The following is an 11,481-nucleotide window of genomic DNA, read 5'->3' as shown; positions in this document are numbered from 1 at the left end:
CTACCGGTTTTGCTTCCCTTCACGTATGGTAAAGACGACTTAATTCTCAACCTCAAGAATCGCTTCGATTTCAGCTTCTACTTCTTTGTTGACCATTTGCGAACGTTTTTTACGTAATTCGAGATCCATCTCCTGATCGATGAACTGGTTCGTATGCTTGTCGAAGCAATCAAAGCAGATCGGATAGAAGTCTTTGGCTTCTTTATTCAGAGAATTGAATTCCCACGTGTCGAGTTCCAAGTAACTGACTTGGTTGTTCGTTTCAGTTCCACAGATTTCACACTTCATCTTCATTCCCCCTTACGCGTCAATCTTCGCTTTTTCGAGTTGGCGTTCCTGACGTTCCTTGATGCGCTTCAAACGTCCATGATACTTCATGATGTTCGCTTGAGATTGTTTCGCCTCTTCGCTTGTCGGTTCTAAATCAGCGATGCCCCAGAATTTGACGACGACGTCTAATACTTGGTCGAAGTATTGGAGTGGTCCATAGTTCGTATCAACAGCAATCGTCTTCATGCGTTCCGTGAAGTCAGGCATAACAGCACCTGGCATCGAGAAGTTGATGATGACGTCTTCGAAGAAGACGATGAAGTTCGGGTCAAGCTCTAGATGTGCTTTGACCGTGTCACGATAGAATGCATAATGCAGCGCTTCATCCTTCGCTAGACGACGGAGTAGCGTTGCTAAGTCTTTGTCGTGTGCCCCTGCGATTTTCGCGACGTTGTTATAGAAGACGAGTGTCGCTAACTCTTGCAATGACGTATATGCCATTGTCGCTAACGGGTTCGTAAAGTCCGGGAACCAGCCGTTCTCAACGACGCGTCTTCTTAATTGATGAAGTCGCGTTGGATTGACGTTTCGCGTGACGAGTAAATACGTCTCGAGTAAGTTCGAGTGCTGATCTTCTTCTGCTGTCCATGTCCGGACGAAGTCATTGATGACTTCCATCGAGTTCTTGAATGTATAGTCTAAGTGCGACGTATACCACGGTAAGTTGACTTCTGTCAGTAATGCTGTCTCGATCGCGACGATGACACCTTCCGGAAGCGTGACTTGGCTTTCGTCCCAAGGAACGCGTTTGAAAGACATCGCCTTATCCCACGGAATGAACTCGTGGTAGCTCCAGTCGATGTTGGCTGAACGCTCCTTGTGAAGTCGATATAACTCTTGAATGCGTGGTTCTAAACGGATATCTAAATCTGAATTTAACATGATCGTATCTCCTTTAGACGTATTTGTCATCTGTATCGAGCAAGATGTAATTAATGCCTATAACTATTTGATTTGCACTTATTTATGAGTATAACATTTTAGTCATCTACTAAGATGAATCAATTTTTTGACAGTTCAGTATAGTTTTAATGACAAAAGTGGTTTTCATGTTTGACATCGCTTGATACACAAAAAAACCTCCTATCCGTGTGTACGTATCACACGAATAGGAGGTTTTCCTTATAGCTTGTTCAAACGATCAACCTGAAATTACTTCTTGAGGTTGTAGAATGATTTGATTCCGTCGTAGACAGCAACGTCTGAAAGCATGTCTTCGATGCGGAGAAGTTGGTTGTATTTCGCGATACGGTCTGTACGTGAAAGTGAACCCGTTTTGATTTGACCAGCGTTTGTCGCAACAGCGATGTCAGCGATCGTTGAATCTTCAGTTTCACCAGAACGGTGAGAAACGACAGCTGTGTAACCAGCTTTTTTAGCCATTTCGATTGCGTCGAATGTTTCAGTCAACGTACCGATTTGGTTAACTTTGATGAGGATCGAGTTCGCGATGCCTTTTTCGATACCTTCAGCAAGTTTCTCAGTATTTGTTACGAACAAGTCATCCCCAACGAGTTGAACTTTGTGTCCGATACGATCTGTAAGGAGTTTGTGACCATCCCAGTCGTTTTCGTCACAGCCATCTTCGATTGAGATGATTGGGTATTTGTCAACGAGTTGTGCGTAGAATTCAACAAGCTCTTCTGTTGAGAGGACTTTGCCTTCGCCAGCGAGGTTGTATTTTCCAGCTGCTTTATCGTAGAACTCAGAAGAAGCGACGTCCATTGCAAGGTAAACATCTTCGCCTGCTTTGTAGCCAGCTTTTTCGATTGCTTCAAGGATAACTGTGATTGCTTCTTCGTTTGATTTCAAGTTTGGAGCGAATCCACCCTCGTCACCAACTGCTGTGTTAAGACCCATTCCGCTAAGAACTGATTTTAACGCGTGGAAGATTTCAGCACCCATACGAAGTGCTTCTTTGAATGTTGGAGCACCGACAGGCATGATCATGAACTCTTGGAAGTCCACGTTGTTGTCTGCGTGTGATCCACCGTTGATGATGTTCATCATTGGTGTTGGTAATGTTTTCGCGTTGAATCCACCGAGGTATGTGTAAAGTGGAAGACCAAGCTCATCAGCAGCAGCACGTGCAGCAGCCATAGAAACACCAAGGATTGCGTTAGCGCCGAAGTTACCTTTGTTTTTCGTACCGTCGAGATCGATCATCTTTTTGTCGATTCCAGCTTGGTCGAAGACATCGTAACCGATGATTTCTGGTGCGATTTTTTCGTTGACGTTGTCAACAGCTTTCAAAACACCTTTTCCGAGGTAACGTGCTTTGTCGCCATCACGGAGTTCGACTGCTTCGTGCTCACCAGTTGATGCACCTGATGGTACGAGTGCGCGACCGAAACCGCCATCTTCTGTATAAACTTCTACTTCTACTGTTGGGTTACCGCGTGAATCAAGAATCTCGCGTGCGTAAATCTCTGTAATCATTGACATTTAAATTCGCTCCTTTTGTGTGTAAGAAATATGTGGTGTAGCTACTTCGATCGACGGGATTATTTCTTCAATACGATCGATTTACCAGTCATCTCTGCTGGTTGGTCCGCTCCGAGGAGATCAAGAACCGTTGGTGCGAGGTCAGCGAGTGCACCTGTGAGTGGTTCAAGGAGTTCAACGTCCTCGACCGTCACGATACATGGAACTGGTTCTGTCGTATGCGCCGTCATCTTACTGCCGTCCGCATTGAGGACTTTATCCGCGTTCCCGTGGTCAGCCGTGATGACTGCCGCGCCGCCTTTGCTGAGAATCAAGTCAACGACTTTCCCAAGACACTCATCGACAGCTTCGATCGCCTTTTTCGTCGGCTCGAGCATACCCGAGTGACCGACCATATCCGGGTTAGCGAAGTTGAGGATGATCGCGTCGTGTTTGTCCGAGTTGATTGCGTCGACGAGGGCATCTGTGACTTCATAGACGCTCATCTCCGGTTTCAAGTCGTATGTCGCGACTTTTGGTGAAGGGATCAAGATCCGATCTTCCCCTTCGTATGGTTCTTCACGTTGTCCGTTGAAGAAGAACGTGACGTGCGGATACTTTTCCGTTTCCGCGATGCGTAGCTGTTTGAGACCTTGTTTTGACAATGTCTCACCAAGCGTGTTCTTGATGTCTTCAGGCGGGAAGACGATATCCGTATCAATCGCATCCGAGTACTTCGTCATTGAGACGAGTAGCAGGTTCTTCGGTGCGTTGTCCGGAATTTCGAATCCGTCGAAGCCACCCTTTTCTTTGTAGACTTTCGAAAGCTGAATCGCACGGTCAGGACGATAGTTGAAGAACACGATCGCATCGTTATCGTGGATCGGTGCGACTGGCGTACCGTCTTCCTGCACGACAACAGTTGGTTCGATGAACTCATCCGTTACGTCTTGTTTGTACGAAGCTTCAACCATGCCGATTGGATCCTTCGTCGTTGGACCTTCACCGAACGTGATGGCGTCATAGACTTTCTTGACGCGTTCCCAACGGTTATCGCGGTCCATCGCATAGTAGCGACCAGAGATACTCGCGAATTGTCCAACATTCAATTCATCCATCTTCGCTTGCGCGTCACGGAGGAAACCAGCGCCCGATTGTGGGTCGCAGTCACGACCGTCCGTGAAAGCATGGAGGTAGACTTTTTCGATTTCGTGAAGTTTCGCGAATTCGAGCACCGCATATAAGTGGTTAATGTGACTGTGGATTCCACCGTCAGAGACCAAACCGAAGATATGAAGCGCTGAACCGTATTTCTTCACGTGACCTGCCGCATCGTTCATCGCTTGACGCGAGAAGAACGAGCGATCCTTGACCGCGTTGTTGATTCGGGATAGCGATTGATAGACGACGCGACCTGCACCGATGTTCAGGTGACCCACTTCTGAGTTCCCCATTTGACCTTCAGGCAAACCGACGTATTCGCCTTTCGCATTCAACAACGTATGCGGGTATTGACCCCAGTAACGGTCGAAGTTCGGTTTGTTTGCCGCCGTAACGGCATTTCCGAACTCCTCGTCACGCATACCAAAACCATCAAGGATGATCAGTGCGACTGGACGTTTTTTCATTTAAATCGCCTCCAACAGTTTGAGGAACGATCCTGTCTCAAGACTTGCACCGCCGACGAGCGCGCCGTCGATGTCTGGTTGAGCCATATATTCTTTGATGTTTTCCGGTTTGACGCTACCACCGTATTGGATGCGGACAGCTTCTGCTGCTTCAGCACCGAATTCAGCTGCAACGACGTCACGGACGAATTTACAAGAATCTTGTGCATCTTGTTCTGTCGCTGATTTACCTGTTCCGATTGCCCAGACAGGCTCGTAAGCGACGACAAGATTTTTCACTTGGTCGACAGTAAGACCTTTGAGGCTGTTTGCTGTCTGTTCGCGGATGACGTCTTCGAACTTGCCGCCTTCACGCTCTTCCAGTGTTTCACCTACACAAACGATTGGAACGAGACCGTGCTCGAACGCTTTTTTCGCTTTGCTGTTGATGAACGCATCTGTTTCGCCGAAGTACTCACGACGCTCAGAGTGACCGAGGATGACGTATGTCACATCGAGTTCTTTGAGCATGAGCGGGCTGATTTCACCAGTGAACGCACCGCTCTCTTTGTCGTACATGTTTTGAGCACCGATCTTAAGATCCGTACCAGCTGCTGCTTCTGTCAAGTGTGCCAAGAATACTGCTGGCGCACAGACGGCTGCGTCGACTGTCGTCGAAGCAGGTACAGCTCCTTTGACTTCCTCAACGAATGCGACTGCATCCTTGAGTGTCAGATTCATCTTCCAGTTACCTGCGATAATTGGTTTACGCATTGAGAAACACTCCCTTGTGAACTTAGATTACTTGTCGTTTAGCGCTTCGACACCAGGAAGAGCTTTCCCTTCCATGAATTCGAGACTTGCTCCACCACCTGTAGAGATGTGGCTCATTTGGTCAGCAAGACCGAATTTCTCTGCCGCAGCAGCTGAGTCGCCACCGCCGATGATTGAGTATGCATCGCTGTCCGCAAGAGCTTGCGCGACACCTTTTGTACCGTTTGCGTATTTATCAAGTTCGAATACGCCCATCGGTCCGTTCCAGACGACGAGTTTCGAGTTCTTGATTGCCTCTGCATAGAGTTCAACCGTTTTTGGACCGATATCAAGTGACATGTGATCGGCTGGGATCTCTGTGATGTCACGTGGTCCGACATATGTTTCTTCTCCGAATTCCTTCGTGATGACGCAGTCGATTGGCATAAGGAACTTAACGCCTTTTTCTTCTGCTTTCTTCATGAATTCCTTCGCTTGGTCGATTTTGTCGACCTCAAGAAGTGAAGTACCGACTTCGATACCACGAGCTGTGAGGAACGTGTACGATAAGCCGCCACCGATGATCAACGTATCGACGATGTCGAGTAAGTGATCGATGACACCGATTTTATCCGCAACTTTCGAACCGCCGATGATTGCCGTGAACGGGCGATCCGGGTTAGAAAGAGCTTTACCGAGAACTTGAAGTTCTTTTTCGATGAGAAGACCGGCAACTGCTGTGTCGACATGGTGTGCGATACCTTCTGTCGATGCGTGTGCACGGTGTGCTGCGCCGAATGCGTCGTTGACGAAGACGTCAGCGAGTTTCGCGAATCCTTTAGCGAGCTCTTCGTCATTTTTCGTTTCACCAGGGTAGAAGCGAACGTTCTCTAAGACGACGACATCGCCGTTTTCGAGTTTGCTGACTGCTTCTTCTGCAACTGGACCGTATGCTTCTTCAACGAGCTTGATGTCTTTACCAAGCAATTCGCTGAGGCGTGCTACGACTGGTGCAAGTGAGAACTCAGGGTTCTTTTCGCCTTTTGGACGACCCATGTGGCTAGCGAGAATGACTTTTGCTCCACCGTCGATCAAGTGTTTGATCGTTGGGAGTGCAGCACGGATCCGTGTGTCATCCGTGATTTTACCGTCTTCCAACGGTACGTTGAAATCTACGCGTGTAAATACGCGTTTTCCTTGTACATCGATGTCGCGAATCGATTTCTTATTCATACATTCGTCCTCCGTCTCTTACGTATAGTGAGGGGCGAATGCCCCTCCCGCTTTTTTCCGCAATAAGAGCGGAGACTGATATCGTTTCCGCTCTTATTCAATTGCTATTTAATTGCTCGAATTACTTAGCGATTTCTGCGAAGTGTTTGAGTGTACGAACGAGTTGGCTAGTGTAAGACATTTCGTTGTCATACCAAGCAACTGTTTTAACGAGTTGTTTGTCGCCGACTGTCATGACTTTAGTTTGTGTTGCATCAAAGAGTGATCCGTAAGAGATACCAACGATGTCAGAAGAAACGATTTCGTCTTCAGTGTAACCGTAAGACTCGTTAGCAGCTGCTTTCATTGCTGCGTTGACTTCTTCTACAGAAACTTTTTTGTCGAGTACAGTTACGAGCTCAGTGAGTGAACCTGTAGCGACTGGTACACGTTGTGCAGATCCGTCAAGTTTACCTTGAAGTTCTGGAAGAACGAGACCGATTGCTTTTGCAGCACCAGTTGAGTTAGGAACGATGTTTGCTGCTGCCGCACGTGCACGACGGAAGTCACCTTTAGGGTGTGGAGCGTCGAGTGTGTTTTGGTCACCAGTGTAAGCGTGGATCGTAGTCATGAGACCTTCAACGATTCCGAACTGATCTTGGAGAACTTTAGCCATTGGCGCGAGACAGTTTGTAGTACAAGAAGCACCAGAGATAACTGTTTCAGTTCCGTCAAGGATTTCGTGGTTCGTGTTGAAGACGACTGTTTTCATGTCGCCAGTTGCAGGTGCAGAGATAACGACTTTTTTAGCGCCAGCTTTCAAGTGAAGCTCAGCTTTTTCTTTGTCTGTGAAGAAACCAGTACATTCGAGAACGATGTCAACACCGAGCTCGCCCCATGGGAGTTCTTCTGGGTTGCGGTTAGCAAGTGTTTTGATTTCTTTACCGTTGACGAGGAAGTAACCGTCGTGTACTTCAACTTCGCCGTCGAAACGACCTTGAGTCGTATCATATTTGAGAAGGTGTGCAAGCATTTTAGTGTCTGTAAGGTCGTTGATCGCGACTACTTCGATTCCATCGAATTGAAGAATTTGACGAAGTGCCAAACGTCCGATACGTCCAAATCCGTTAATACCAACTTTTACTGCCATGATAATTTTCCTCCTTTTAATGTAAAGCGAGTTATCTATTATTCAAAAGGGGGTTACCCTTTCAAAATCGAAGCTGCTGCGCCTTCATCCGTAATCAGGATGATGTCCGGCGACTGTTTGACATAGGCGTTGATCGCTTCTGCCTTCGAATGACCACCTGCGACGACGATGACGTGTTCGACTTGCTTCAAGTCAGCCAGTTGGAGACCAACCGTCTTGACCCGGTGCACGATGTTCCCGTCTCGGTCGAAGTAATATCCGAATGCTTCCGCTACTGCCTGTTCATGTTCCAGTCGGGTCAGGAGATCTTCAGACGCGCGACGACGTTTTGCCATCGTTTTCGCCTCACCAATTCCATGTACCACGATTGAAGCACCTTTAATCATTTGAAGCACATTTTTTATGCTCGGCTCTTCGATCATCTTGACGAACGTCTCTGTGCTGACCATGTCCGGGATGTGAAGCAGATGATAATCACTTTGAGCGCGTGATGCCATCCGTGAGCATACTGTGTTCGCTTGTAGTTCGAGCGTTTCTCCCAGTCCTCCGCGTGCCGGAACGAACGTCATCGGACGGTGTTCCTTGTCTGGCGACATCATCGCCGCGACGGAAGCCATCGTCGTACCGCCTGTGACAGCGATCGTATTGTGATGGTCTGAAGAAAGCTCTCGTTTGAGTCGTGCGACGGTCGCCCGCCCCATGTCTCGTTGTACCCAGAAAGTCTCATCGGAATCACCCGGTACGATGACGACGTCCCGTACTCCGAGCCTCTCTTTCAGAGCTTTCGCCATGTCTGAGATCCCTGCGAGTTCTCCCATGATGCTGTGCATGCTGCGAAGAACGTTTCGTCCTTCATCCGTCAAGGACATCCCTTGCGTCGCGACCTCTAGGAGGTCTTGCTGCTTCAAGAAGTCGACTTCCCGCCGTAAGACGCGTTCCGTCAAGCCAAGGCTTGTCGCAAGCGTACGTCGTCCGATCGGTTGCATCAGTCGTACGTAATGAAGGATGTCGTAGCGTGTCTGCATTTCTTCGATCAGATCAGGCACGATTCGTTTTTGGATCTGGACTAACTGCCGAATCATGTATTTCCCTCTCCTCTCAAGTAGCTGGACGCTTTCTGTCCCGCATGTCATAACGTGTCCCACTTGGTACACCGTTATCATAACAGTCCGTTTCTCGCCTTGCAAGTCTCGTTTCTCAAGTTTTTTGAAGTAAGCGGTTTCTTATCGTTTCCGTCTCGAATTTGCCATAACTCCAGATTTCCTCGTCATGCATGACGACCGGAATCTCATATAAAAACCGTAGACTGAGCGCTTCATCCTGATCAATGTTGACTTCCTCGAACGTCCATTCCGGAAACTCATCGAGTACGAAGTCGAGTAAGATGGCGGCCTCTTCACATAGCGTACATCCCGGACGTGAATAGAGTGTTAAGTGTCTGTGTCGTTTTAATCCCATTCTGATTGCGCCTTCCTTTGCTGCATCGTTTTTTTCGTTAAACCAAGCGCTGCCCGGTACTTCGCGACCGTCCGTCGCGCGACTGTCAGACCGTCTGCTTGCAGGCGATCCGTCAATTGCTGATCACTTAACGGACGATCGCTGTGTTGAATGTATTCGGCGATCCGCCTTTTAATCAAAAAACTCGAATCTCCGGTTGTCGTCCGTGAGACGAACAAGTCTTCTAAAGCAACGAGACCATGGACCGTCTCGACATACTTCGCAGCAATCGCTCGACCAATCGTTGACGGATGATGTCCCGTCGCCTCAGCGACTTGTTTTTTCGTCAATGGCTCAAGATGCAGCTCTCCCTTGAACCAGCGTTCTTGTCGCTCAAGCAAGATCGAGAGGATGGCATGCATCGTGACACGGCGTCGTTCGTACGCGCGCAAAAAAGGCGTTGCCTCTTTTAATCCGAGCCACGTCTGATCCGTGTCGAGTGTCATCCAGTCGATCTGAAGTTTTCCATCTAACAGGTGAATCCGTGCTTCTGCCATGACCAATCGTTCTTCTTTTGGAAGATCCGGTGTCCGGCTCAGCCGCGTCAATCGTTTTCGCAACCGCGCTCGATCCTGTTCACTGAATTGAGCGAATACCTGACTCGCCGGTTCATGTCGCAGCTGATCCGTCAGTCCGATCAATTCCGCGTCGTCTAGCTCGATCGCCTGTAACCATTGGCACTCGCGCTCCGAGCGGGCAGCGATGCCGACTGGTTCACATTGTTGTAAGAGTGTCCGTGCTTCTGTAATCGTTGCGACATCGGTCGAGAAGGATGCAGCGAGCTGCTCGTCCGATGTCCGCAATAAACCGTCCGCTTCTAAATACACGATGAGTTGTTCCGCCATATATCCTATTTCCTGTCTGACTGATTCTAAACGTATTTGTGCAAGAAGCTCGTCTTCATAGGATGCCAAATGTCCTGCCATCTGCTCGACCTCTAGCGAAACCTGATTCGGGTAATGACGATGCAACCGTCGTTTCAACCGTCGCCATTCCTCCTCGAGCTCGGCTGCTGGTTGCTCAAGTACATGTAACTGATATTGTTGTGACGCCGATAACGTCATCTGTTGCGTCTGTTCCTGGCGTTGATCCATCGATTCCCCCTCCTCCACTTCTTATTATAGAAGAAACGTTTTGAAAAACGTGCTCTGAACCTTTCTCGAATCGCTCAGGAAAAGAAAAGTCATCCTTCCCTATTGCTTTTCTGAAAAAATGTCGCTATACTATTAATTGTTCAGTACATCAGATGCACCCGTAGCTCAGGGGATAGAGCACTGGTTTCCGGTACCAGGTGTCGGGAGTTCGAATCTCTCCGGGTGTACCATTTATTCAACCACAAGGCAATGCCAGCAATGGCGTTGCCTTTTTTCTATATTGATATGTTTCATTTGCCCTTGTAATGGAAAAATACCTAAAAGTCGCATCGTATCTTTTGACCAATATTGACCAAAGGATTATGATAAGGATAAGTCGAATAGGAAGCTACATACCAACTATAAGGAGGCAAAGACTATGTTAATTCCAACAGTCATCGAACAAACAAACCGCGGGGAACGTGCTTACGATATCTACTCACGTTTGCTAAAAGACCGCATCATTCTTCTCGGGAGCGCGATTGACGACAACGTCGCCAACTCAGTCGTTGCCCAACTTCTGTTCTTAGCAGCAGAAGATCCAGATAAAGAAATCTCGCTTTACATCAACAGCCCAGGTGGTTCGATCACTGCCGGTATGGCGATTTACGATACAATGAACTTCATCAAGCCACAAGTCTCAACGATTTGTATCGGTATGGCAGCATCGATGGGTGCGTTCTTGCTCCAAGCAGGCGCAAAAGGAAAACGTTTCGCGTTACCAAACGCTGAAATCATGATCCACCAACCACTCGGTGGTACACAAGGTCAAGCATCAGATATCAAAATCCATGCGGAGCGTATCATCAAAATGCGTGAGCACCTCAACAAAATCATGGCTGAAAACACAGGACAACCACTTGAAGTCATCGAACGCGATACAGAGCGTGACAACTTCATGTCAGCACAAGCTGCTGCTGATTACGGTCTCATCGACCGCGTCATGGAACGTGCCTAAGTCATCCAGAGTGTCTCCTTCGGGAGGCACTTTTTTGTATCCATAGAAAAGCAAAGCCCTGTCTGTTATCGTTACATACAAAAAAACCTCCCGTTCCTTATAGAACGAGAGGTCGATGATCAGTCGATCAAGTCTGTGATGTCTGAAACGATATCGTGGTTTTCACGAATCAGCGAGTAGATCGCATTCGCATGTGGCGAAAGCTCTTCTTCTGCTTGTAATTGTTTCAGGAATAAAGATGTTGCGAAAGCAACGAGTGTGCTTTTCGGTACACCGATTGATTTTGCTTTTTTTGTTAACACTTCATCAAACTTCGCATCGACTGTCAGCGAAATACGTTTCTTTTCGTTAGCCATTTCAAAAACTCCTTAATTCGAACATTTAGTTGCATCGACTATATATTATAGTAGACTATGG

11 protein-coding genes, 1 tRNA gene and 1 pseudogene are annotated in these 11,481 nt (G+C 47.8%); 2 read left to right on the top strand and 11 right to left on the bottom strand.

Annotation, left to right across the window (positions count from 1 at the left end):
* Positions 1-39 precede the first annotated feature (39 nt).
* The 10 genes from ITJ88_RS01995 to ITJ88_RS01950 all read right to left on the bottom strand — a co-directional run bounded on the left by ITJ88_RS01995 (position 40) and on the right by ITJ88_RS01950 (position 10,067).
* Complete coding sequence (locus ITJ88_RS01995) at positions 40-288, bottom strand: hypothetical protein (protein WP_230088506.1); 249 nt, start codon at positions 286-288, stop codon at positions 40-42.
* Positions 289-300: 12 nt separating this feature from the next.
* Complete coding sequence (locus ITJ88_RS01990) at positions 301-1,212, bottom strand: acyl-ACP desaturase (protein ID WP_195864535.1); 912 nt, start codon at positions 1,210-1,212, stop codon at positions 301-303.
* Between the two features lie 270 nt (positions 1,213-1,482).
* Entirely contained in the window at positions 1,483-2,775 is a 1,293-nt protein-coding gene (eno, locus tag ITJ88_RS01985) for a phosphopyruvate hydratase (RefSeq protein ID WP_087681330.1), read from the bottom strand.
* Between the two features lie 59 nt (positions 2,776-2,834).
* On the bottom strand, positions 2,835-4,382 hold the full coding sequence (gene gpmI, locus ITJ88_RS01980; RefSeq protein ID WP_195864534.1) for a 2,3-bisphosphoglycerate-independent phosphoglycerate mutase: 1,548 nt from the start codon (positions 4,380-4,382) through the stop codon (positions 2,835-2,837).
* Positions 4,383-5,135, bottom strand: coding sequence for a triose-phosphate isomerase (tpiA, locus tag ITJ88_RS01975; RefSeq protein WP_023469215.1), 753 nt, complete (start codon positions 5,133-5,135; stop codon positions 4,383-4,385).
* A gap of 27 nt (positions 5,136-5,162) precedes the next feature.
* Positions 5,163-6,347: a phosphoglycerate kinase gene (locus ITJ88_RS01970; protein WP_195864533.1), complete on the bottom strand. Its 1,185-nt coding sequence runs from the start codon at positions 6,345-6,347 to the stop codon at positions 5,163-5,165.
* A 121-nt stretch (positions 6,348-6,468) separates the two neighbouring features.
* On the bottom strand, positions 6,469-7,476 hold the full coding sequence (gene gap, locus ITJ88_RS01965; protein ID WP_023469217.1) for a type I glyceraldehyde-3-phosphate dehydrogenase: 1,008 nt from the start codon (positions 7,474-7,476) through the stop codon (positions 6,469-6,471).
* 53 nt (positions 7,477-7,529) lie between these two features.
* Positions 7,530-8,558: a sugar-binding transcriptional regulator gene (locus ITJ88_RS01960; protein WP_023469218.1), complete on the bottom strand. Its 1,029-nt coding sequence runs from the start codon at positions 8,556-8,558 to the stop codon at positions 7,530-7,532.
* Positions 8,559-8,673: 115 nt separating this feature from the next.
* Positions 8,674-8,934, bottom strand: a complete 261-nt coding sequence (locus ITJ88_RS01955) for a glutaredoxin family protein (RefSeq protein WP_023469219.1) — start codon at positions 8,932-8,934, stop codon at positions 8,674-8,676.
* On the bottom strand, positions 8,925-10,067 hold the full coding sequence (locus ITJ88_RS01950; RefSeq protein ID WP_195864532.1) for an RNA polymerase factor sigma-54: 1,143 nt from the start codon (positions 10,065-10,067) through the stop codon (positions 8,925-8,927). The genes ITJ88_RS01955 and ITJ88_RS01950 overlap by 10 nt, the downstream gene beginning before the upstream one ends.
* A gap of 154 nt (positions 10,068-10,221) precedes the next feature.
* Here ITJ88_RS01950 and ITJ88_RS01945 point away from each other — a divergent pair.
* Both ITJ88_RS01945 and clpP read left to right on the top strand, forming a co-directional pair.
* Positions 10,222-10,297, top strand: a tRNA-Arg gene (locus ITJ88_RS01945).
* Between the two features lie 182 nt (positions 10,298-10,479).
* Positions 10,480-11,064: pseudogene (gene clpP, locus ITJ88_RS01940) on the top strand (ATP-dependent Clp endopeptidase proteolytic subunit ClpP); the annotation flags it as partial.
* A 119-nt stretch (positions 11,065-11,183) separates the two neighbouring features.
* On the opposite strand, the gene ITJ88_RS01935 reads toward clpP, so the two are convergent.
* Positions 11,184-11,420 (bottom strand): hypothetical protein, encoded by a 237-nt coding sequence (locus ITJ88_RS01935; protein WP_023469221.1) that lies wholly within the window; start codon positions 11,418-11,420, stop codon positions 11,184-11,186.
* Between the last annotated feature and the right edge of the window lie 61 nt (positions 11,421-11,481).

It is taken from the genome of Exiguobacterium abrahamii, assembly GCF_015645365.1.
Lineage (GTDB): Bacteria > Bacillota > Bacilli > Exiguobacteriales > Exiguobacteriaceae > Exiguobacterium_A > Exiguobacterium_A abrahamii.
This window is presented reverse-complemented; position numbering and strand designations above follow the sequence as displayed.

Coding starts and splice junctions, on each gene's coding strand:
- gpmI (WP_195864534.1), bottom strand. CDS start 4,382: ATGAAAAAACGTCCAGTCGCACTGATCATCCTTGATGGTTTTGGTATG.
- ITJ88_RS01995 (WP_230088506.1), bottom strand. CDS start 288: ATGAAGTGTGAAATCTGTGGAACTGAAACGAACAACCAAGTCAGTTAC.
- ITJ88_RS01960 (WP_023469218.1), bottom strand. CDS start 8,558: ATGATTCGGCAGTTAGTCCAGATCCAAAAACGAATCGTGCCTGATCTG.
- ITJ88_RS01950 (WP_195864532.1), bottom strand. CDS start 10,067: ATGGATCAACGCCAGGAACAGACGCAACAGATGACGTTATCGGCGTCA.
- ITJ88_RS01990 (WP_195864535.1), bottom strand. CDS start 1,212: ATGTTAAATTCAGATTTAGATATCCGTTTAGAACCACGCATTCAAGAG.
- ITJ88_RS01970 (WP_195864533.1), bottom strand. CDS start 6,347: ATGAATAAGAAATCGATTCGCGACATCGATGTACAAGGAAAACGCGTA.
- tpiA (WP_023469215.1), bottom strand. CDS start 5,135: ATGCGTAAACCAATTATCGCAGGTAACTGGAAGATGAATCTGACACTC.
- ITJ88_RS01955 (WP_023469219.1), bottom strand. CDS start 8,934: ATGGGATTAAAACGACACAGACACTTAACACTCTATTCACGTCCGGGA.
- ITJ88_RS01935 (WP_023469221.1), bottom strand. CDS start 11,420: ATGGCTAACGAAAAGAAACGTATTTCGCTGACAGTCGATGCGAAGTTT.
- gap (WP_023469217.1), bottom strand. CDS start 7,476: ATGGCAGTAAAAGTTGGTATTAACGGATTTGGACGTATCGGACGTTTG.
- eno (WP_087681330.1), bottom strand. CDS start 2,775: ATGTCAATGATTACAGAGATTTACGCACGCGAGATTCTTGATTCACGC.